We start from the raw sequence: 22,194 nt of genomic DNA, 5'->3' as shown, positions 1-22,194 counted from the left end.
ACGGATCCGGAACTGCGTGGGTCGTCGAGGCACGGCCCGTCGCCGCGCTCATCCCTTGACCGCGCCGCCCACAATGCCGCGAACGAAGTACCGCTGCAGGCCGAAGAACAGCGCCAGCGGCAGGGCCATCGACACGAACGCCGCGGCGCCCAGCAGATACCAGCCGCCGCCGAGGGAGTTGACCAGGTTGGCGATCGTCGCGGTCATCGGAAGGTTGTCCGGGTTCGCCAGTCCAATGTAGATCAGCGACACGAGCAGGTCGTTCCAGACGAACAGGAACTGGAAGATGGCCAACGCGGCGAAGGCCGGCAGGCTCATCGGCACGGCAAGCCGGAAGAACGAGGTCACATGATTGGCCCCGTCGATGGCCGCCGATTCGAACACGGCCCGCGGCAGCGAGCCCATGAAGTTGCGCAGAAGATACACGGCGAACGGCAGACCGTACCCGGTGTGGGCCAGCCACACCGCGAGGAACTGGCCGGTGAGCCCCCAGTCCGCGAACAACTTGAGGATGGGGATCAGCGTCGTCTGCAGCGGAACGACAAGCAGCCCGACAACCACGACGAAGAGCAGGTCGCGACCGGGAAACGTCATCCAGCTGAAGGCGTAGGCGGCGAAGGCCGCGACAAACAGCGGGATGACCGTGGCCGGGACCGCGATGAGCAGGCTGTTGACGAACGCCTGACCGATCCCCGCCTGGTGGAAGACGTCGCGGTAGTTGGCCATGGTGAAGTGGTACGGGGGCGCGAACGCGGTCCACCAGCCGCTACTGGACAGCACCGACTGCGGCCGCAATGAACTGATCAGCAGCCCGACCGTCGGTACCGCCCAGATGATCATCAGGGCGACCACGACGAGGTTCAGCACGAACCTGCCGCGCCTCGACGAGGATCGGCGCGAAAGAGCCTTGGTGGCGGCGGCAGCAGGCGCCTGCTGCTTCACGAGCGTGCTCAAGACATCGACTCCTGGGAGCGGAACTTACGGATGTTGAAGCCCATGATGGGCAGGATCGCGAGCAGGAGGATGACCGCGACCGCGCTGGCCCGGCCGAAGTCCCCGAAGGTGAACATTTCTTTGACCATCAGGTTTGCCACCACGTCGGTGCTGTAGTTGCCGTTGGTCAGGGTGTAGACGATGTCGAAGGTCTTCAACGACGTGATGACCATCGTGGTGGACACGACGGTGAGGGTCGGGCCCAGCAGCGGTAATGTGATCTTCCTGAACACCTCCCACTCGTTGGCGCCGTCCATCCGGGCGGCTTCCAGCAGCCCGGGGTCGATGCCCTTGAGGGCGGCCGAAATGATGACCATGGCGAAGCCGGTCCACATCCACACCATGACGGCGATGAGCGCGAACGTGCTCAGCCGGAATCCGGGTGACTGCAGCCATCCGACGGGCCCCAGCCCGACGCTGCCGATCAGTGCGTTGAGGGTGCCGGTCTGCGCGGTCCCCGCCGGCTTGTAGTCATACATGAACTTCCAGATCACGCTGGCCGCGACCATGCTGATGGCCAGCGGGAGGAAGATGATGCTCTTGGCCAGCGACTCGAAGCGCACGCGGTCGACCAGCACGGCCACGAGCAGGCCCATGCCCACCGTGAAGCCGGTGAAGAACACGAGCCACAGCACGTTGTTGAGCAGTGCCCCGAGGGCGTCGCTGTTGGTGAAGAACCACCTGTAGTTGGTCAGTCCGACGAACTTGGGATGCAGCGAATCCTTGCCCTGAAGGCTGCGGATGACCGTGAGCACCGTCGGATAGATCAGGAAGAAGCCGAGGAAGCCGAGGGCCGGGGCGAGCCACAGCCAGGGCCTGACCACCCGTCGCCAACGCGCCGAGAGGACCGCGACGAGCCACTCGCTGCCCCAGATGTATCCAACAAGGACTACCGGAACGCCTATCACGACTTCCATGGCAGCGACCAGGCGTGCATCCACGCGAACCTCCCGGGTCGGAATCGTTGAGGATGGGGTGGGTGGGACGGCGCACCGCCGCCCCACCCAGCAGTTCGGGTCAGGACGCGTAAGCATCCTTCTGCGCACTGTCCAGATCGGACAGCGCCTGGTCCACGGTCTTGCTCCCGTTGGTCAGGGCGACCATGTCCTTCCAGAAGGCGTCATTCATCGCCGTGGGCATGCTGTCGGAGGCGTCGAACACGAAGCTCTTGGCGTTGGCCAGGATGGCCGCCGACCGCTTGCTGATGTCGTCGGGGTAGTCGGCCGCGTTCTTGTTCGCGGAGAGCGCCCCGCCGATCTTCACCCAGATGTCCTGCGCCGCGGCCGTCACCAGGTATTTCATCAGCGACTTCGCGGCCGGGGTGTCGTGGAACATCCCGAACAGGTCGCCGGCGCCCTCGACCGCACCGGCGTACTGGAGGTCGATGTCGGGGAACGGGAAGAAGTTGTAGTCCGTGACCGCGGTGTGCGACTTGAACTGGCTGAATCCGGTGATGAAGCTCGCCTGGTGCAGCAGCTCGCAGCCGGGCGGGTTGGCGAACATGGGGTCACCGGCGTTGCCGAAGTTGGTGGCGACGGCGTTCTTCCCGCCACCGTAGGTCTTGCCGAGCACATCCGTGGCGTAGAGCTGGAATGCCTTCTTGATGGCGGGGTCGCTCCACTTCACCTTGCCCTCGTACCAGTTCGTGTAGACCTGCGGGCCCGCCGTACGCAGTACCAGGTCTTCGATCCAGTCCGTGCCCGGCCAACCGGATGACGCGCCGGACTCCACACCGAGGCACCAGACCGCCTTGGCCGCTCCCTGGTTGGCGCCTGCCTGGCTCATCAGGTCCGTCCACGTCTTCGGCGGGTTCGCACCGTAGTCATGGACCTTGGGGTTGTACCAGATGAGACCCTTGACCGCGGCCTTGATGAAGACGCCGTAGACCTTGCCGTCGGACTTGCCGAGCTGCACCAGCGCGGGCGCCGTCTCGCTCTGGTAGGTGTTGACATCCAGCACGTTGTCCAACGGCTGCAGCTTGCCCGCCTTGGCATACTCCGCGAGCTGACCGGGTCCGGGCAGTCCGGCCAGGTCCGGCAGAACACCGGAGGCCACGCCGGTGGTCAGAACGGTGTTGATGTCACGGGTGCCGGTGTACTTGACCTTGGCACCGGTCTGCTTCTCCCAGGGCTCGACCATCTTCAGGAACGCGGCCTGCTCGTCACCGCCCCAGGTGCCGATCACGTTGACTGTCTTGCCGTGCAGGTCGCTGTCGTCACCCGACGAACTGTTCGTGCTCACGCAGCCCGCCGCGACGACCACGACGACGGCCAACGGAGCAAGCCTTCGTAGCCACAAGCTCACTGGTACTCCTTCGAGGACTCACGGGTGCCGTCGAGAGTTCGTGAAGGCACCCAAGGATCTGGTGTTCGCCGGCGCGGCGGGTGGACGCATTTGTCCTGTCGGATGCGCTGCCCGTCTTCGTCTGCTGTAGAGAAAAGCCGCCGCCGGGCTACCGCACGGGTAACTCGCGGAAGGGACGAAGCGATTGTTGCCGGGACGTGAACACAAGGACCAGAGCGGAATTCGGAATGCAATCCGAACGAGAAAGTCCTCACAAGGTCAACACTTTGACGCCTGGGAAGGGCGGCCCGGTTGGGGTGGATTCATCCGCCCTTGTCACTGCCCTCCAGGTCAGTCCTGGTGCGCAAAGAACCGCGGGCCTGTTCTGCGACCTGCCGCTATTCTGCGGCCGGCGGAATCTCGCGACGAAGCGTGTGAGCGGAACTTAATCAAGTCGTAATGCTGACCGTCGCGGACTTCTGTCTTTATGAGCCATTCCGCGTAACGACGCGCGTGTGGCGTGCAGTAGTCTCCATGGCCTGGCTGGTCGACTGGGTGAACGGGCGTTGGATTCGCTCGTATCCGCCTGGGGCAGTCGCATCGCCGGTCTTCAGCCTGTACAACTTCAGCGGCAGATCGGCCTGTTCCCGCCACACAGGTTCGCCCAGCTCACTGAAGCCGTCCGAGCAGGGCCTCAAGCCCGAGGGCCTCCTCGGCGAACGTCAGCGCAACCGTGGAGCGTGTGCCGATGACCGCCAGATCGCTGAGGATCTGCCGCAGGTGCTCGACGGCACGGACACCGCCCTGGATGCCGTAGCCGACGAACCCGGCCGGCTTGTCGTTCCACTCGGCGTACAAGAAGTCGATGGCGTCCTTCAGCACGCCGGGGATCGAGCCGTTGTACTCCGGAGTGACGAAGACGAAGGCGTCGAATGAACGGATCTTCCGCGCCCAGGCGTGGGTGTGGGGGTGTCGGTTCGTCGGCGTGTGGCGCTGCCCCGGTCTGTTCGGTGATGCACACGAGGGTCTGCCTTCCGGTTGGGTTCGTCTGGTCGTGTGGTTGGACGGCGTCAGTGGAAGCCGTAGGAACCGACTTCGTACAGCATCGTGAGCACGGGGGGTTCATCGAACCGCTCGTCGGGGGTCGCGCGGAGCCGTTGGAAGGCTTTCAGCTGCTGCAGTACCTCGGGGCCTTCGTCCATCTCGGCGAAGGACACGAATGTCACCTTGTCTTCGAGCTGGAACGTCGCGTACCGCAGGCCCTTCGGCTGGACCGTACGCATCTCCTCGTACATCTCCTGGAGCAACTCCAGGTCGGCTTCAACCCCGTCGGCTCTGACCTTGCAGCGAATCATCACCTGCATGACGGCTCCTTGTCTCGATCGTCGGCGGCCTGACCCCCGGCTTTTCGCTTGACAGCATGTATTCTGGAATACACGCTGTCAAGCCAATGCTAGAATGATGGCCATGGCCACCCGGAAATACGAGCAGCGCCTGCGGGCGGATGCGGCGGCGGAAACCCGGCGCCGCATCCTCGACGCGGTCTACCAGCGGTTGCGTGAGGCGCCTTCGGAGCCGGTCAGCGTCGACCTCATCGCCCGCATGGCCCGCGTCGCGCGGCCCACCGTCTACCTGGTCTTCGGCTCACGCCCCGGATTGTTCGATGCGGTCGGGGCGGATCTGCAGGAGCGCGGCGGGTTCGATCGCATGCTGCAGGCCGCGGCTCACCCCGACGCACGCGAAGCCCTGCGCGGGGGGATCCGGGGGGTCGTGGAGATGTACGCGACTCATCGGGACGTGCTGCGAGCACTGTCCTCGATGGCCCTGCTTGACGCCACCGCGGTCGGCGGCGCGATCCAGCGGATGGAGCAAGGCCGGAGGAGCGGGATGGTCCAGCTCGCTCAGCGTCTGGCTGACCAGGACGCGCTGCGTGCCGATGTCACCGCCGACCAAGCCGCCGACCTGCTGTGGTTACTGACGAGCTTCGATAGCTTCGACCTGCTGTACACCGGCCGGGATCTGTCCATCGAGAAGACCTCGACAACACTGATCACCACCGCCGATCGCAGCCTGTGCCGCTGAGACACCCGACGTTGCCTGACGCTCCTCCAGCGTCTCGCCCCTGACCATCAACCGCATCCGTCCGGGAGAGGGCCTCATGCCCAAAGCAACAGCGATCGTCAACGCGAGGGTCTTTGACGGCACCCGCCTGCGGGACTGGACATCAGTCCGGTTCGCCGACGGCATCATCACCGACTGCGCCACCGGTCCCACCGCCCAAGACGGCGATGAGGTGATCGACGCCGAGGGCGGCACCATCCTGCCGGGGCTGATTGACTCGCACATCCACCTGGTGCCCGGCGCTCTGGCGCAGGGGCTCACCTTCGGTGTGACCACTGCACTGGACATGTTCAGCCAGCCCGACGTGATGGCCGTAGCCAAGCAACAAGCGGGCGCTCGATCGGACGTGGCCGACGTGCGTTCCGCGGGAATCGGTGCCACCGCGCCGGGCGGGCATCCCTCGATGATGTACGCCCCGTTCCCGACCTTGACCAGCCCGGAGCAGGCCGAGCGGTTCGTCGCGGACCGGGTCGCCGAAGGCTCGGACTATTTGAAGATCTTCGGCCCCTCGGGCACGGCGGGTCCGCGGAGGATGCCGTCTTTGGACCTGAACACGATCACCGCGTTGACCAACGCGGCGCACGATCGCGGACTCGTGGTCGTCGCGCACATCAACGCCGCGGCCGGGCTGCGCGAGGTCGTATCCGCGGGCATCGACGTCGTTGCGCATGTGCCAGTGGACGGCGAACTGGACAGAGCCCTGGCCGACCGGATCGCTGAGGCCGGAATCGCGGTCGGTCCGACACTGGCAACCATCGAGAACGTCTCGGGCGAACCGGGCGGGACCGCTGTGCTCGGCGACCCGCGCCTCGCCGGGATGCTTGGGGACGCACAGGCGCGGCGGCTGACCTCCGGCGCATCAGGGCGGCGTGGGCAGCACATGCCGCCCTATTCCCGTGCTGAGGAGAATGTCGGCCGCCTGGTCGACGCGGGCGTCACCATCCTGGCCGGCACCGACGCCCCGAACCCGGGAACCGTGTTCGGGGCAAGTCTGCATCGGGAGCTGGAACTGCTCGACCGCTGCGGCATGACGCCCGCTCAGGCACTGAACGCCGCGACCGCCGCTCCGGCACGAGTGTTCAACCTCGCCGATCGCGGGCTCACCGCACCCGGTCGGCGCGCGGACCTCATGCTCGTATCCGGCGACCCGTTGACCGATATCACCGCGACCCGAGCCATCGAACGGATCTGGCGGGCAGGCGTCCCAGCTGACCGACGTGCGTTCGTCGCCAACGCGGCCGAGGCGGAAGAACTTGACGCCTTCGACGCCCGGGTCGCCAAGGTCGTGGCGGCCGTCCGCGAACGCCGGTACGGCTTCGACCCGACCAAGGTCGGCTGACACCGGGGAATCGGTCAGCCAAAGATCCTCTCACTCCCGATAGCGACCAACGCCCGCTCACCCCAATCCGCGGCCATCCGGTTCCAGTAGGTACCAGTCCACACTGCGCGAGCGCGCAACACCCGGTCCACAGAGCAGTCGCCGCCAGGCAGGAATGGTCCACGATGGACGGTCCCCATCGGCGATTCGGCATAGATACGCGCGACCGGAAGGGCATGGCTGTGCCCTTCCGGTCGCGGTTGCGCGTTGGTGGGCCCGGTCAGTCGTTGAGCAGGTCGAACTCCTCGCCCTGGCCGATCGTGGTGCTGCTGGCTGTCAACGGAGAGGAGCCGGCGTTGGCGGCGGTCACGACCCGGCTGTTCGCGTGCGCACGGAGACTCACGCTGCCGTCGGCGTTGACGAAGAGGTCGAACTCCTCCCACGGGCCGATCGCGGTACGGTTCGCTATCAGGGCTGAGCCACCGGCGTTGTCGGCCGTGACGATCTGGTTGTTCGCGTGCGCGCGCAAACTCCCGCTGCCGTCGTTGTTGCCGATCAGGTCGAACGTCTCCCACGAACCGACCGCGGTGCGGTTGGCGACGAGTGGAGCGGCGCCGGCGTTGTCGGCGGTCACGATGTGGTTGTTGGCGTGCGCGCGGAGGCTCACCGGCACCGTGTCGCGGACAAGGTCGAACTCCTCCCACGGGCCGATCGCGGTACGGTTCGCTATCAGGGCTGAGCCGCCGGCGTTGTCGGCCGTGACGATCCTGCCGTTCGCGCGCGCACGGAAGCTCACGGTACCGTCGGGATTGTTTATCAGGTCGAAGGTTTCCCACGGGCCGGCCGAGCCCCGGTTGGCGATGAGTGGTGACGCGCCCGCGTTGTCGGCGGTGACGATGTGGCCGTTGGCGTGTGCACGCAGGCTGGTCGCGCCGCCGGGGCTGGCGAACAGGTCGAATGTCTCGTTCTTGCCGATCGTCGTCGCGTCCGCGATCAGCGGGTTGGCGCCGTTGTTGGCCGCGTCCACGTACTTGCCGTTGGCGTGTGCGCGCAGGCTGATCACCGACTCCGAGGTCGCGAACAGATTGTTGTTGCCGCTGTAGCCGGCGGTGACCAGGGATGCCTGTACCGCGTTCTCGGTGGCGTCGGTCGGGAAGCCGGCGGTGACCGCGCCTTCGAAGAACTCGCCGAGGTCACCGTCGCTGTTGTCGCCGCCGGTGCCGAGCAGGATCGACGGCTGCACTTTCATCGGCGCGTAGCCGTTGGGCAGCGCCCCGGAGTAGGTGGTGGTCAGGCCGCCGGTCGTGGCGTCGCCGACTTTGAGGGTGAAGTTGGTCGTGCCGTTGTTCTTCTCCCAGGCGCTGACGAACGGCAGGTGCGTACCGGTGAAGCTGGGGTTGTTCGGCCCGGCGGCACTGAGGTACATGCCGTTTTCCAGGTCGCCCGCCACCCACGGGCCCGTGCCGGTGCAGCCGCCGGTCCAGCACGCCTGGCCCCAGTAGATTGCGTTCATCGTGGCGTTGCCGTCGTCGTGGCCGTCGGCCTCGCCCGAGCCGTAGTCGAAGCAGCACACGCCGTTCACCGCGTTCGACGAGGTGACCATGTAGATGCCCTCGGGCTGGGAACCGGTGGCCACGTTCTTCGCGGCGGCGATGCGGTAGCCGGTGCCGGGGGTGACCAGCACGCCGTACGCGGTCTTCCCGCCGACGGTCACCGGCAGCGCCATGGCGTTGGCACCGACGTCCGCGCCATTCGGGCCCGGGCCGGCGAAGGTGCCGCCGGGCGATATCGGCAGATCGTTGTGGTTGGTTGTCTGGTCGTAGATCTTAGTGATCGTGCAAGTTGTGCCGACGCAGAAGGACACCTGGGGCGCGGCGTTGGCGACCCCACCGGCGGCGCCCACGTTGATGTTCAGGAAGCTGCTGTCGGAGGAGCGCTGAATCTGGTACAGCGGGCCGGCGTAGGAGGCGAACAACGCCCGGGTGGTGCTGTGCGCGGTCACGCATGGCGTGCCACCGGCGGCGTAGATGTCGCACGGCAGGGACGGGGTCGCGGCGACAGCGGTGGTTGCGTGGAGAGCGGGCGCGGTCACGGCGGAGATGGCGATCAGTAGGCACGCGGCGGCGAGCCGAGCCCGCCGTGGGACGGACGGTGCCAGGTGCATGAAAACCTCGTTTCCGCACAACGCCGAACGGGCAGCGTCGTGCGACGCAGGGGGCCGAGAAACGGATTACTGGGTGATGAGGTCGAACGATTCCCAGGGGCCGATCGCCGTACGGTTGGCGATCAGCGCACTGGCACCGGCGTTGTCCGCGCACACGTACAAGTTGTTCGCACGCGACCGCAGGCTCGCGGTGCCGTCGGCGTTGTGGACGAGCTGGAACGACTCCCAGGTACCGGTCGCGGTGCGGTTGGCGATCAGCGCACTGGCACCCGCGTTGTCCGCGCACACGTACAGGTTGTTGGCATGGGCGCGCAGCGCGACGTTCCCACCCCCGGCGTCGACCAGGTCGAACGTCTCCCAGGTGCCCGCCGCGGTGCGGTTGGCGATCAGCGCACTGGCGCCCGCGTTATCCGCGCTCACGTACAGGTTGTTGGCACGCGAGCGCAGGCTGATCACGCCGGTCGTGGGGCCGCCGCCACCCGATACGACAGGCTGGGTGGGCCGGGTGGCGGTCAACGCGATCTGGCCCTTGAGCATCCGGCCACCATCGCCGGTCAACCGAAGATAGTAGTCCGACGAACAGGCGGTACCGTCCTCGTCCAAGCCGAGCAGCCCGGAGTTGGTGGGCACGAACGACTGTGACTCGGCGGTCTTGACGATCTGGTTGCCCTCGTTGAACTCGTCGAACATGGAGATGTAGATGCCCTGCGCCCCGACCCGGATCATGTTGTAGAACTGGCGCCACATGAAGTCGCCGTGCTTGCGCTGCCGGGCGCTGACGTCGCCGGGCAGCACGCAGGGCTGGTAGTCGACACCGTGCGCGTTGCAGTCCGCCTGGTCGGGCACGTTGACGCTGGTGTAGAAGTTGTCCGAGTCCGCGGCGGTGCCGATCCGGCCAACCATCCACGGGGAGAGCATGTTGAACGCGTGGTACACGTCGAGGAACCCGGCGCGGGAGTCGCTGTTACCGGCGAGCCAATGGGTCGGTACCCCACCGATCACGTAACAGCCCTGGCCCTTGAACCAGTTGATGACGTCCAGGCACGCCGCCGCGGTGAAGTTGTGGTTGGCGTCGTTGAACCCGAAGCCCCAGATGCACACCACCGGCTTGCCGTTCTGGCGGGCGTACGCGCTGGAGGCGGTATGGGCGGACATCTTCGAGGTCCAGTCGGTCTTGATTTCCGACTGCATGTTCGTCCAGCCGGACACGTCGTACATGACGTAGAACTTGCGGCCGTACGCCTCGGCGGCGCTGCGCACCCGGGTGGTGACCCCGTCGCGGGTCGGGCCCTCCGAGCCGTTGGGGTTGAACCGTTGCAGGGCGGCGGTGTCGATGCCGTTCTGCTGCATCCACAGAAAGTGGAGGCTGACCGTGGTCTGGTCCCAGTGCGAAAACAGCGTCGCGGGCTGGCCGTTGCCGAGGTTCGCGTAGGCGGTCTGGTACCCCCTCGGGTACTCCCGCATATCGGGCCAGGCGCGCAGGGTGCTGTTGTTGCTGGGCGACGGGGGTTGGCTGTTGTTCTGGCTCCAGTGCCACCACGCGTTGATCGGGGCGCCGTCGCCGATACAGGCGAACCACCCCTGGTACCCGACGGTCACCTTCCCTACCACGTCCCCGGGCGCGCTCGCGGCCCCCGCGGCTTGGGCGAACGCTGTACCCAGACCCCCGGCGGCGGCCAGCGCGGAGCCGGCGACGGCCGACCGCAGCACAGTGCGGCGTGAGATTGACATGATGCTCCTCTGTCGTGCGTGGACGGACACACCACCGGTCAGTCCTGGATGAGGTCGAACTCTTCCCAGGCACCGATCGCGGTGCGGTTGGCGATGAGCGGCTGCGCTTCGGCACTCTCGGTGGTGTGCCCGCAGGCTGACCGCTGGGGTGTCGACGGCGTTCACGACCGCCTGCGCTCCCGCATCGTTTCTTCGTGATGGCGATCCGCCCGCCAAGGCGCCGACGAGTAGGCGCACTCGTGCCTTGCCTGCCATCGTTTCTCCTTGCAACTGGGGGACGGACCAGCTGCGGAGCATCACACCTGTCGATGATTGCCCTGCGGGACGCGATGCTTCCTCAGTCGCTGACGTCTGTCAATACTCTAAAGAAGGATTCATCGGAGGTTCGAAGAGTCAGCAGGTAGCCACCCCTCGGCACGGGGCCTGCATTCCGCGGCCGGCCGGACATCAAGCAGGGACTGCCAGTGCCGCCACGGCGAACAGAGACCCTCGACAGGCAACGCTAATCCACGTCTCCAAACATCGCCGGCATTCGTCCGATCTATCTGGGCAGAACCGAACGGCCATGGCGTCCATCGCACGCTGCGGCAGTTCGGGATGCGCTGCCCGCTGGGCGACGCCGGCCAGACGAGGTGGTCTCCGCTCTGATCACGACCATGCAGCAGGTCGGCTGCTGGGCCAGGACCGCGGGCAACCGCCGCCGACCATGCGGCACTCAGCACCGCGGCGGTATACGTCCGCACAGCGGGACTGCGGTCGACGGTCCCCCGGCTACGGTCCGCCGACCCGGCGTCGTCGAGTCTGCCACCGTGATTGGGCGGTCGGCGCGAGGGCGACAGCCAAGAAGACCGCGTTGATCACCGCCGCGATACCGAGTGTCGGGAGATGCCGCAGCGCCGGAGTCGCGACCAGAATGACGAACAGGCCGATGGGTAGCCACCACGGGCGGGGGACCTCGATTTTCCTGAAGTGAGCCATTCGTAGGGTAAGGACGGCGAACAAGATGCGTCCGATGAGAAACATGGCCGGTCCGGCGGTCAAACTCACCAGCCAGGTAACCGGGGACGGGCGCGCCGGATGGATAACCACCAGTTCGGCGCCGACGGCCGTCACCACGGCGCCGGCAACCATGATCAGATGGGTGTGCGCGGCGAGCAGTGCCAGCTGACCGGACCTCGCCGCGTGCTCAAGGCCGGGCCCGAGCCAACGCCCTGAGCGGACGAAGTAGATCCGCCACATCAGCGCGGTGTTGACGAAGACCATCACGAACGCGAGGGTGTGCAGAGAGCCGAAGTTGACGCTGCGGTAGGCCAGCGCGGCCACCAGGATGACCTCGCCGAGAGCGACGATGAGCATCTGCCGGAACCGTTCCGACAGATGCTCACCCAACACCCTCAGTTCGTCGGGTGGGGTTCGGCCCATCCGGGGCAGCGGATAGCCGAACCAGCCGACCCAGTAGTCGACGGCGAGCGCGGCCACCCAGAGCACCCATTGCCCGGTGCCACCCAGAAACCCGCCGATTATCCACGGCACGCCGGTCAACCCGAACCAGACCACCACGCGCAGGCTTCGATACCGCAATTGGTGACCCTGCAGCGCCCACGCGAGCAGCAGGCCGCGGCCGACGTGCACGGCCACATACGCCCCGGCGAAGACGATCCCATCCGGCCTTTCGAACGCCCTCGGGATGGTGAGCGCCATCAGCAGGCCACCGAGCATGACCCCGAGCACGAGCAGTTGAATTACCGGTTGGTCAGTGTCGAACCAGTCCGTGGTGTAGGCCGTAACGGTGAACACCCACCAGATGGCCGCCAGCAGGATCATCGCGCGCAGGGCGTTTGCCCAGCTCAAGTCGGCGGCGATGAGTTGCGACAGCCGAGTCAACGCGACGACGAGAGCCAGGTCGAAAAAGAGCTCAAGGAACGAAGGGCGTAGCGGACCTTCGCCGGTCCGAAGGATACGAATCCTTGCCACGACCGGGCCCGTTGACTGAGTCGGTCCGCGTCACCTCGTGATGAGGCCGACGGCCTTCTCGGTAACCATGATCGTCGAGGCGTTCGGGGTACTGCCGTTGCTGGGCGGCCTGGTATCCGGTAGGTGCGCGGCGCTTCGGGCAGGTGAAGAGGGCAGCATTTCTGGAATGTAGCAAGCGACACGCGGGTACCATGCCTGTTCGTACCAAGTGGACGCGGACGAGTCACCGCCCGACACTCGCGGTAGGAACGCACGGGTCCTGGGCCCGCCCACCGAGCCTAACGACAGAACCAAAGGCGTTATGGTTTTGTCGTGTCCTACCTTGGAAGTGGCGACCCAGCTCGACGGCGAACCGACTACTCCCCTCCGTGGCTGGCTGATCTGGCCGACGACGTGACCATGGAGGGCGCGGTCCTCAACGGGATCGTCCGCGGTGCCGACGCCGTGCGGACGCTGTTGGCGTACGCCCGAACTTTGTACGAGTACCAGGACTTCGCCTTCGCCGGAGCGTACGGGGATAACGGCTACATCGAGGACTACTCCTCCCACATCCAGAGCCAGCCTGTCGGCAACATCGCCGTGATCTACCGAAATGACCAGGGCAAGACGCAGCACGTGGTCATGAACCACCGGCCATTGCCGGCCGTCCTGCTCTTCTCCCGCCTCATGGGCGAACACTTCAAGGACACCCCCTACGCCGAGTTCTTCGCCGCACCGGAGTGACGTCAGCGGTCCGACTGTTGGAATTGCTCGGACTGCTGCGTCATCGCGGACCCGTTCCCGATGGCGCGAGCGGACAATCCCGCCAGGCACGTCGAAGACGCGCGTCCGGCTCTGTCCCACCGGTGACCGAGCCGCTCCGCGATTTGCACCTGTCAGCTCAGCAGTCCGTTCCAATCGAGGTCGACGGGCGGCGCCGCCGGAAGGGAGCACGTATGCCAGGATGTCGACCGCAACGGACACCAGACCGGGTGCTGCCCCCGATCTCGCATACCGTAACGGTCCACGTGTTTCGCGGTGCTACCAGGGCCCGCCAGGAAGACGTGGTGCTCGGGGAGGGACAGGCCATGGTGTTCGTCCCCCGGAATGAGGTGTTCAACCGTGAGTTGGCGGCCTGCTCGGCGCTGGTGCTACCCCTTGACATCAAGGGCGAGTAACCCAGAGCCGGATGGTTGGCACAGCCAGAGCAGCGTGGCGATGAAGACCAGGCAAGCACGGTAGATGTTGGCGCGTTGGCGAACCTTGTCACGAGGTCGCGCCAGTGTTGCGACGGCGTGTCGCGACGCGACGGACGTAACTCCCCACCGATCCTGCAGCTTCGGTCGTGCTCCACCGAGCCCGTGTTCGCCGCCGCGACCACCAACTATGATGGTGCCTCGCATCTGACGTTGCAGCCCACGGTCAGCAATTCATGCACCACGATGACGCCGCAACCCATGGGGGTATCAGTGAGCAGCCAAGACTCGCAACAGGTTGCTGGCGGCCGGGCGGAACGACGAATCGACACCTCGGTTGCCCACCCGGCCCGTCGCTACGACTACTGGCTGGGCGGCAAGGACAACTTCGCCGCCGACCGGGCCTCCGGCGACGCCGTCGCCGCCGCGTTCCCCACCGTCCGCACGGCGGTCCTGGAGAACCGCAAGTTCCTCCACCGAGCCGTCACCCACCTGGCCCGCGACTTCGGCATCCGTCAGTTCCTGGACATCGGCACCGGCATCCCGACCAGCCCCAACACCCACCAGATTGCGCAGGGCTACGCGCCGGACGCCCGCATCGTCTACGTCGACAACGACCCCATCGTGCTCGCTCACGCCCGCGCGCTGCTGAGCAGCACTCCGGAGGGCGCGACAGCTTACCTCGACGCCGACCTCCGCGAGCCGGACAAGATCATCGACCACCCCGAGCTGCGACGCACCATCGACCTCTCGCAGCCGGTCGGGCTGATGCTCGTCTCGATCCTCCACTTCATCGCGGACTCGGACGACCCATACGGAACCGTCGCCCGCCTGGTCCGCGCGATGCCATCCGGCAGCTACCTCACCATCACCCACGTGACCGGCGACTATTTCTCCACCGAAGAGTCCACGGCGCTACTCAACGCGAACAACAACCGGGCCGCAGTCGATCTGCACCTCCGCTCGCACGGACAGGTCGCTCGCTTCTTCCAGGACCTCGAACTCGTGGAACCCGGCATCGCCCCGGTCGCCGAATGGCGGGCAGAGCAGGCGCAGGAGCCCCGGCCTCCGAAGGAGGACGTCTCGGGGTGGGCCGCCGTAGCCAGAATCCCGTAGCCCATTCCCAGCGTGTGGAAGTGCACCGATTCGGCGAACACGGTGCCCGCGTACGCATGACTACCGTCGGCGCGGTCCCCATGATGGATGTGTCTGGTTCGGGGCGCGCGCCGTGCTGAGCGCGATCGCAGTTGCCGGCCTGTGGTTTGGCGTGCGCGGGTTCCGCATGGTGGTCGGCGGAACGATTCGGGATTCGCGCCCAGCTCACGCTTTCGTGCCGCACCCCGTGGAACGCATCATTCATCGTCAGCCCGTACGCCTCGCGCGCGGTGGCGATGGCGTCGGCAAACGGCCGGCCAGGATCCGCTCATCGATCGCTGGGATGAGCCCTTAAAAGAGATCATCGATCACTGTCACGCTGGCACGCCGAAGCTGATCGATCAACTTAACCATTCAAGATTGTAGTCTGTCTGCGGTGCTGTGGCGTTTCGGTTGCGTTTCGGTGCCACGGTGTCGGCCCGTCTACGAGGGCTGTCGCGGGAAGGTGGGCTGTGGTGAGACTCGGGCTTTTGGGGCCGCTGCTGGTCCTCGACGAGACGGGACGGGAAGTCACGTTGCCAGCCGCGCGGCAGCGGGTGCTGCTGGCGGCCCTGGCCCTTAGGGCGAACCAGGTCGTGCCCGGCGAGACGCTGACCGAACTGGTGTGGGACGGCTCACTCCCGAACGCCGCGGCGGTCACGCTGCGCTCGTACATACGAAGGCTGCGCCAAGCCCTGGGACCAGCGTGGGCGGCGCGGATCGTCACCCGCGCGCCCGGCTACCTGTGCCTGGCCGACGAGCAGGAGCTGGACGTGCTCGCGTTCGAGGCGCTGTGCTGCCAGGCCGGCGCGGCGCTGCGGGAGCAGCGGTGGGCTCAGGCGTCCGATGCCGCCGGGCAGGCCCTGAGCCTGTGGCGCGGGGCCCCGCTGCTGGACGCCCCCTCCCAGATGCTGCGCGACGCCTTCGTTCCCCGGCTCGATCAGGTGCGCGTACAGGTGCTCGAGGACCAGGCCGAGGCCGACCTACGGCTGGGACGCCACGAACGGCTGGTCCAACCGTTGCGGGAACTGGTCGCGCAACACCCGCTACGCGAGCGCTTCCACATCCAGCTGATGCTCGCGCTCGCGTGCTCGGGCCGCCGAGCCGAGGCCCTGACGGCGTACCAGGAAGCACGCAAAACACTCGTCGCCGAACTGGGCATCGAACCCGGACCCGAACTGCGCACCCTGCACGAACGCATCCTCGCCAGCGACGAGTTGCGGCCCGAGGCCACGCCCTCCGGCGATCACGCACCCGAGCCGTCGCCCACGACGACCGCTCCCCGGCAGCTGCCCGCGGCCACCAGGCAGTTCACCGGCCGCAGCGCCGAGCTGGCGTGGCTGACAGGGCTGGCGCCCAGGGCCAAGCCGCACGGTGGGACGGGTGGCACAGTGTTGATCTGCGCGATCGACGGGATGGCTGGCATCGGGAAGACCGCCCTGGCGGTCGACGCCGCGCACCGCGTTTCCGGCCGGTTCCCGGACGGGCAGCTGTTCGTCGACCTGCACGGCTACACCAAGGGTTATCCGCCGCGCGAACCCGGCGACGCACTGAGCATGCTCCTGCGCGCGTTGGAAGTGCCCGCGCAACGCATCCCTGAGGACACCGAGGAGCGCGCCGCCCTCTACCGCCAGTGCCTCACTGGCACCAGAACCCTCATCGTGCTGGACAACGCGCACGACGAGGCACAGGTACGTCCGCTGCTGCCCGGCGAGCCCGGCTGCCTGGTGCTGCTCACCAGCCGCAGGCGGCTCAAGGGTCTGCACGACGCCACCGTCCTGGCGTTGGATGTGCTGCCGGAACCGGACGCGCTCGCGTTGCTGCGCACGATGCTCGCACCCGCGCGCTCGACCGCCGACGATCTGGTGCTGCGCGAGATCGTCGAGCTGTGCGGGCGTCTGCCCCTGGCCCTACGGATCGCCGGCGCGCTGCTGCGCCACCGTCCCCACTGGACGCCGCAGCACCTGGCCGCGCTGCTGCGTGACCAACAGCGGCGCATGGCCCCTCTCACCGACGGTGAGCATGACCTGCACGCCGTATTCAACCTGTCCTACACCAAACTGGACGAGCAGCACCAACTGCTGCTGCGCCGCTTAGCTCTCATTCCCGGCCCGGACCTCGGCCCGTACGCCGCCGCCGCACTGCTCGACGTCGATCCACACACCGCCACCGAACTGCTCGAAGACCTGGTCGACCACAACCTGCTGCTCGCGCACGCCCCGGGCCGGTACCGGCTGCACGACCTGATCCGCGCCCACGCCCGCACCCTCGCGCAGCGCGACCCCGCCGACGAACGCGCAGCCACACTGGACCGGCTGCTGCACTACTACGCACACACCGCGCACACCGCCTCGATCCCGCTCGCCCGCTACCCGCGACCCGCACCCGACAGCGCCGTGCCCACTCATACACCCGCCCTGCCCGGACCTGAGGCAGGTCGGGCCTGGCTGCGCGCCGAACGCGAGAACCTCGAAGCCGCCTACGCGTCGGGCCGGGATGAGAATGGCGTCGCCCTGGCCGCGGGCCTGGCCGAGATCCTGCGCAGTGACGGTCCTCTCGACCAAGCCCGTGACATGCTCCAGGGCGCCGCCGACACCGCCCACCGCCACGGCCACCACGCCGCCTGCGCCACCGCACTGACCGACCTGGGGATCGTGAGGCGCCTGAGCGGGGACCTGCGTGGCGCCGGCGATGCGCTCGCGCGGTCCCTGGAGATCTGCCGTCAGATCGGCCACCGCAGCGGCGAGGCCAGCGCCCTGAGCGAACTCGGGATGGTAGAGCTCTTCGGCGGCGATGCGGCCGGGGCCGGCGATGCCGCCGCGCGGGCCGTGACGATCTTCCAGGAGATCGGCCACCGCTCCGGCGAGGCCACCGCCCTGATCCATTGGGGAGTCGCGCGGCGACTGGCGGGCGACCTGTCCGCCTCCAGCGACGCGCTTTCGCGAGCGCTGGAGATATGCCGGCAGATCGGCCACCGCAGCGGCGAGGCCAGCGCGCTGGCCGAATTCGGGGCCGCGCGGCGTATGGCAGGTGACCTGCCCGCCGCCGCCAACGCCCACCTCCAGGCGCTGAAGATATGCCGCGAGATTGGCCACCGCGACGGCCAGGCCACCGTCCTGGCCGAGTTGGGAATCGTGCGGCGCCTTGCCGGGGACCTGCCCGGTGCCGATGACGCGCTCACCCAGGCCCTGGAGATCTACCGACAGTTCGGTCACCGCCCCGGCGAGGCTCACGCGCTGACCGAACTGGGACGCGTGCGGCACATGGCCGGAGACACGCCCGCAGCCACCGAAGCCATTCACCAGGCCCTGGACATCTTCCGCGCGAACGGAAACCGCAACAACGAGGCATGGGCCCTGAACCACTACGCCGCCGCCATCGCCGCCACCGGCGACCTACCGCAGGCTCTTGCGCTCTATCGGCAAGCCCTGACCATGAACCGTGAGCTGAACAAGCCCGACGACGAAGCCCGCTCCCTCGAAGGTCTCGGCGAATGCCACCTGACCGCGGGCGAGACCGAGCCCGCCATCACCCACCTGCGCCAAGCGCTCCATATCTACCAACGCCACGGCATGACCCTCGACGCCGACCGCGTCCGCAACTGCCTGACCGACCTGAAGACGTAACACGGCGTCAGGTCTGAGCAATAGGATGCTGACGCCCCGTCTTGCCTCTGCCCCGATCGCTGGCGAATTGAGTGCCAGCGCACCGAGACGTCAGCAGTGCAACCGTCAATCTTCAGAATCTTCAACAGGTCCGGCGGCAGTTGCCGGCGGTACCCTGAGCGATGCCGAGTCGCGGCGCCGAGGCCGCCTACCGGTCACCATGGGTAGTCGTGAAGAGAGCACGTTGACGGGAAGCGAGTCCCCGGAGGCCATCGTGTCGGATCAGGACTTCGCCGCCGACCTCGAGTCACTGCGACGCGGCGCCGGGCTCACCCTGCGGGCACTGGTCAAGTCGAGCGGGGTCCCGCGCAGCACGTTGAGCGATGCGCTGGCCGGGCGCCGGGCGCCGAGGCTGGAGACGGTGCTGGCCATCGTCGCCGCGTGCGGCGCGGACCCGCATCCGTGGCGACGGCGGTGGGTAGAGCTGAGCCGGCGGCAACAGCCGCAGGATGACGGGCAGTCGGTCGCGGGCCGAGCGCGGGCGAGCGCGACGCCGTCGCAGCTGCCCCGTGACGTGGCCGGCTTCGCCAGCCGCGAGGAGGAGTTGGCGCGCATCAGCCGGGGCGCGCTCACGCTCATCCACGGGCGCCCGGGGGTCGGCAAAACGGCGCTGGCGGTGCACTGGGCGCACTCGGTCGTCCGCGCGCACCCGGACGGGCAGCTCTTCCTGAGCCTGCGGGGACACGACCCGGCGCTGGATCCCCTGTCGCCGGTGGAGGCGATCGGCGCCCTGCTCGGTTCGCTGGACGTGGCGTGGGCGCCGTCGACCGAGGACGTGGACGAGGGTGCGCGGCTGTGGCGCTCGGTCGTGGCCCGGCGGCGCCTGCTGATCGTGCTGGATGACGCGGTGAGCGCCGACCAGGTCCGGCGGCTGCTGCCCGGCGCGGCCGGCTGCACGGTGATCGTCACCAGCCGGCACTACCTGGCCGACCTGGTGGTCCACGACGGCGCCGACGGCATCGTACTGGATGTCCTGCCCGCCGACAGTTCCGTCGCGTTGCTGGGTCGCGTCGCCGGTGCCGCGCGGGTCGAGGCGGAGCCGGAGGCCGCGGCCTCGATCGCGGCGGACTGCGGCCACCTGCCGTTGGCGTTGCGGCTCGCCGGCGCGGTGCTGGCCGGCGCGCCGGACCGCAGCCTCGCCGACCTGGCCGCAGAGCTGACCACGGGCAACCGCCTCGTCGGGCTGGAGGGGTTGGCGCGACCCTCCGCCGTCGAGCGCGCGTTCGAGCTCTCGTACCGGGTACTGCCCGATGCCGCCCGGTTCCTGTTCCGGCGGCTGGGGTTGCATCCCGGTCCGGACATCAGCGCCGAGGTCGCGGCGCTGCTGTCCGACCTCGCCCCGAACGCGGCGACCGGTCTGCTGCGCATGCTCGCCGAGGCGCACCTGATCGAACCGGTGCGTTCGGGTCGGTACCGGATGCACGACCTGCTGCACGACTACGCGGCGCGTCTGGTCGAGGCGTCCGACGTGGCGCCCGAGCGGGACGCGGCGCGCTACCGCTTGTTCGACTGGTACGTGGACCGCGCGTTGGGCGTGGCGGCGCGCCTGGACCGGGGCCGCGAGCGCCTGTGGGTCGGCGACGAGTTGCACTCTTCCGGGGAACCGACCGACGAGGAGGCGGTCAGGTGGCTGAACGCCGAGCACCTCAACCTCCTGGCCGTCATCGAGTACGACGCGCGGCACGGCACGGGCCGGTACGCCTGGACTGTGGTCGACCTGATCACCGGCGCGCAGTCGCGGCGCCGGGACGTGTCGGGCCTGATCGTGGCGACCGACGCCGCGTTGGCCGCGGCGAAGCGGCACGGCGACCGGCGTGCCGAGGGCGCGATGTGCCTGCGGCGGGGCTGGCTGCGGTGGCGCGCGGGGCGGGGCGACGGCGCTGCGGAGGACTTCACCCGGGCAGGGGAGCTGTTCCGCGCCGCCGGGATCCGGCGGCCGGAGGCGGCCGCGCTGCGCGGGCTGTCGACGTGCCATTCGGATGCGGGCCGCCTGACCGAGGCACGCCGGTACGCCGAGGCGGCGCTGGCGATCTACCGGGCCGAGGGCGACCGCACCGGGCAGGGGTGGACGCTCAACAGCCTCGCCGTCGTGGCGCAGCGCGCCGCGGACTTCACCGCCTTCATTGCCTACCTTGAGGAGTCGCTCGCGCTGCACCAGGCGTCGGGCAATCGCGGCTATCTCGCATTGGTGCTGGCCAACCTCACCGAGGCCCGGCTCGTCCTGGGCGCCGTCGAACCAGCCGTCGACTCCGCGGAGCAGGCGGTCGCCATCGCCCGGGAGGTCGACGACGGATCGAGCGAGACCATCGGCCTGGTCAACGGTTCCCGCGCCCTCGAGCAGGCGGGCCGGTTCGACGAGGCGCACCGATGGGCGGCCGCCGGTGTGGCCCGAGCACGGGAGCTGGGATACCAGTTCGGGGAGGCGGTCGGGCTGGAGGCGCTGGCCAGCACGGCGCGCCGGCTGGGAGACCTGACCGCCGCGAGTACCCACCGCAGGCTGGCTCTGCGCGTGGTGCGGGAGGTGGGCGACCTGGTCACGGAGGCCGAGATCCTCCTCGGCGCCGCCCGCGACGGCTACCAGGCCGCCCTCGACGCGCCGCCTCCGGCGGAGCCGGTGTTCCGAGACGCCCACGAGGCGGCAGCCCGCGCCCTGGACGCCGCGCTCGCCGCTGACGCGCCGCACCTGCAGGCCGAGGCCCGTGGCGTGCGTGCCGCCTGCGAGCTGGGCCTGGGCAAGATCGCCGACGCGGTCGCCGAGGCGCGCCAGGCGGTCGAGATGCACACGGTGTCGGGCGCGCGGCTCGCCGAGGCCAGCGCCCGTAGCGTGCTCGCGCACGCGTTGTGCCGGGACGACGACGCCGCCGGGGCCGACCGCGAGTGGCGTGCCGCCCGAACCATCCTCGACGAGCTCTGCGTACCCGGCAGCGCGCCCGTGCGGCGCCTGGCCGACCCGGTACCCGGCTGTTTTCTGCCGCCATTCGCCTGACCCCCGGTCCAGCCGGCTGACCGCGTCGGGGTGCGTGGCGCCTCCGGCCTGTTGCGCCCCGCGCCGGGAGGCGCGGGGCGCAACCCCATCAGGTGTAGGTTCGTCGGGAGGTCGGGCCCGAGCGCGCCGGGTGGACTATCCGCGCGCAGCCGTCGGCAGGCTGTGCGCGGTCTCGCGGTAGTACCCGACGATGTCGGACTCCAGGCTGACGCTGTCTTCCCGCACCACGGTGCCCGTCTGCAACGCGTCGATCATTTCGCCGTTGCCTATGTAGACGCCGACGTGGTGGGTGTTGGCGGTGCTCGTGCCGTAGAAGACCAGGTCACCCGGGGCCGGGGAACTGACCCGGGTCAGCTCCGCTATCTGGTTGTTGGTGTTGCCGGCTCCGAGCACGTCGAAGCCGTAGGCCAGGTCGTACACCCAGCGGGTGAACCCGGAGCAGTCCACACCCTTGGTCTGGTTGGCCTCGCAGGGCGACGGACCGGTGTATCCGACGCAGGTGCCCAGCGACGGGCCGGGTGTGGCAGCGTGGCCGCCGCCCCACGAGTACGGCACGTACCCGCCGCCCCAACCAGGCTCGGCGTCGCCGTTGGCGATGGCTTGGGCGTACGCGACGATGGCATTGGCACCCGAGCCGGATGACACGGGTG

General features: G+C 68.2%; 16 protein-coding genes. 7 read left to right on the top strand and 9 right to left on the bottom strand.

Annotation, left to right across the window (positions count from 1 at the left end; genetic code table 11):
* Positions 1 to 48: 48 nt before the first annotated feature.
* From Raf01_RS44440 to Raf01_RS44420, 5 genes are all read right to left on the bottom strand, one after another.
* Positions 49 to 954, bottom strand: coding sequence for a carbohydrate ABC transporter permease (locus Raf01_RS44440; RefSeq protein ID WP_203924197.1), 906 nt, complete (start codon positions 952 to 954; stop codon positions 49 to 51).
* Positions 951 to 1,934 carry a carbohydrate ABC transporter permease gene (locus Raf01_RS44435; protein WP_203924196.1) on the bottom strand — a complete coding sequence of 328 codons (984 nt, stop codon included), beginning with the start codon at positions 1,932 to 1,934 and terminating at the stop codon, positions 951 to 953. The genes Raf01_RS44440 and Raf01_RS44435 overlap by 4 nt, the downstream gene beginning before the upstream one ends.
* 76 nt (positions 1,935 to 2,010) lie before the next feature.
* Positions 2,011 to 3,297 carry an ABC transporter substrate-binding protein gene (locus Raf01_RS44430; protein ID WP_203924195.1) on the bottom strand — a complete coding sequence of 429 codons (1,287 nt, stop codon included), beginning with the start codon at positions 3,295 to 3,297 and terminating at the stop codon, positions 2,011 to 2,013.
* Between the two features lie 648 nt (positions 3,298 to 3,945).
* The gene (locus Raf01_RS44425) at positions 3,946 to 4,350 is read right to left on the bottom strand and encodes an NADPH-dependent FMN reductase (RefSeq protein ID WP_203924220.1); all 405 of its coding nucleotides are present in this window, start codon (positions 4,348 to 4,350) and stop codon (positions 3,946 to 3,948) included.
* Positions 4,347 to 4,640, bottom strand: a complete 294-nt coding sequence (locus Raf01_RS44420; RefSeq protein WP_203924194.1) for a hypothetical protein — start codon at positions 4,638 to 4,640, stop codon at positions 4,347 to 4,349. The genes Raf01_RS44425 and Raf01_RS44420 overlap by 4 nt, the downstream gene beginning before the upstream one ends.
* 103 nt (positions 4,641 to 4,743) lie before the next feature.
* On the opposite strand from Raf01_RS44420, the gene Raf01_RS44415 reads away from it, so the two are divergent.
* Together Raf01_RS44415 and Raf01_RS44410 are read left to right on the top strand one after the other, a co-directional pair.
* Positions 4,744 to 5,358, top strand: a complete 615-nt coding sequence (locus tag Raf01_RS44415) for a TetR/AcrR family transcriptional regulator (protein WP_203924193.1) — start codon at positions 4,744 to 4,746, stop codon at positions 5,356 to 5,358.
* 76 nt (positions 5,359 to 5,434) lie between these two features.
* Positions 5,435 to 6,736 (top strand): amidohydrolase family protein, encoded by a 1,302-nt coding sequence (locus Raf01_RS44410; protein WP_203924192.1) that lies wholly within the window; start codon positions 5,435 to 5,437, stop codon positions 6,734 to 6,736.
* Positions 6,737 to 6,995: 259 nt separating this feature from the next.
* On the opposite strand, the gene Raf01_RS50255 is transcribed toward Raf01_RS44410, so the two are convergent.
* From Raf01_RS50255 to Raf01_RS44395, 3 genes are all read right to left on the bottom strand, one after another.
* Positions 6,996 to 8,879, bottom strand: a complete 1,884-nt coding sequence (locus Raf01_RS50255) for an arabinofuranosidase catalytic domain-containing protein (RefSeq protein WP_239134462.1) — start codon at positions 8,877 to 8,879, stop codon at positions 6,996 to 6,998.
* A gap of 66 nt (positions 8,880 to 8,945) precedes the next feature.
* Positions 8,946 to 10,610 (bottom strand): lectin, encoded by a 1,665-nt coding sequence (locus tag Raf01_RS44400; protein ID WP_203924191.1) that lies wholly within the window; start codon positions 10,608 to 10,610, stop codon positions 8,946 to 8,948.
* A gap of 771 nt (positions 10,611 to 11,381) precedes the next feature.
* Positions 11,382 to 12,584, bottom strand: coding sequence for a low temperature requirement protein A (locus tag Raf01_RS44395; RefSeq protein WP_203924190.1), 1,203 nt, complete (start codon positions 12,582 to 12,584; stop codon positions 11,382 to 11,384).
* A gap of 312 nt (positions 12,585 to 12,896) precedes the next feature.
* Here Raf01_RS44395 and Raf01_RS44390 point away from each other — a divergent pair, with 312 nt between their 5' ends.
* The 5 genes from Raf01_RS44390 (at position 12,897) to Raf01_RS44370 (ending at position 21,544) form a co-directional block, all read left to right on the top strand.
* Positions 12,897 to 13,307: a hypothetical protein gene (locus tag Raf01_RS44390; RefSeq protein WP_203924189.1), complete on the top strand. Its 411-nt coding sequence runs from the start codon at positions 12,897 to 12,899 to the stop codon at positions 13,305 to 13,307.
* 284 nt (positions 13,308 to 13,591) lie between these two features.
* Positions 13,592 to 13,741 carry an NUDIX hydrolase gene (locus Raf01_RS44385; protein ID WP_308442704.1) on the top strand — a complete coding sequence of 50 codons (150 nt, stop codon included), beginning with the start codon at positions 13,592 to 13,594 and terminating at the stop codon, positions 13,739 to 13,741.
* A 291-nt stretch (positions 13,742 to 14,032) separates the two neighbouring features.
* Positions 14,033 to 14,875, top strand: a complete 843-nt coding sequence (locus tag Raf01_RS44380) for an SAM-dependent methyltransferase (RefSeq protein ID WP_239134460.1) — start codon at positions 14,033 to 14,035, stop codon at positions 14,873 to 14,875.
* A 494-nt stretch (positions 14,876 to 15,369) separates the two neighbouring features.
* Positions 15,370 to 18,519, top strand: a complete 3,150-nt coding sequence (locus tag Raf01_RS44375) for an AfsR/SARP family transcriptional regulator (RefSeq protein ID WP_203924187.1) — start codon at positions 15,370 to 15,372, stop codon at positions 18,517 to 18,519.
* 223 nt (positions 18,520 to 18,742) lie between these two features.
* Positions 18,743 to 21,544 carry an ATP-binding protein gene (locus Raf01_RS44370; RefSeq protein ID WP_203924186.1) on the top strand — a complete coding sequence of 934 codons (2,802 nt, stop codon included), beginning with the start codon at positions 18,743 to 18,745 and terminating at the stop codon, positions 21,542 to 21,544.
* 135 nt (positions 21,545 to 21,679) lie between these two features.
* On the opposite strand, the gene Raf01_RS44365 is transcribed toward Raf01_RS44370, so the two are convergent.
* Positions 21,680 to 22,194 (bottom strand): C40 family peptidase (locus Raf01_RS44365; protein ID WP_203924185.1); only part of this gene is annotated, 515 nt, incomplete at its 5' end.

It is taken from the genome of Rugosimonospora africana (assembly GCF_016862975.1).
GTDB classification, from domain to species: domain Bacteria; phylum Actinomycetota; class Actinomycetes; order Mycobacteriales; family Micromonosporaceae; genus Rugosimonospora; species Rugosimonospora africana.
This window is presented reverse-complemented; position numbering and strand designations above follow the sequence as displayed.